At 67.9% G+C, this 215-nt stretch carries 1 protein-coding gene; it reads left to right on the top strand.

Annotated features, from left to right (window positions below; translation table 11 throughout):
- Positions 1 to 215, top strand: a 215-nt coding sequence (locus I73_RS28995; RefSeq protein WP_040500900.1) for a hypothetical protein, incomplete at both ends; no start/stop codon positions are given.

Genomic DNA, 215 nt, shown 5'->3' with positions numbered 1-215 from the left:
CTGGCCCTGCTGTGGCGCATCTTCGCCGCCGAAGGCCAGACCCTGCCCAGCGTGGACGAGCTGAGCCTGAGCGGCGACCTGATCCCGCCGGCCCTGCGCCGCACCAGCGCCTTCCTGACGCACCCGGTCTTCAACAGCCACCACAGCGAAACCGAGATGCTGCGCTACATCCGCAAGCTCTCGGACAAGGACCTGGCGCTGGACCGCAGCATGAT

It is taken from the genome of Ideonella sp. B508-1 (assembly GCF_000333615.1).
GTDB lineage: Bacteria > Pseudomonadota > Gammaproteobacteria > Burkholderiales > Burkholderiaceae_C > Ideonella.
The sequence above is the reverse complement of the archived record's forward strand: the minus strand, read 5'-3'. Positions and strand labels throughout refer to the sequence as shown.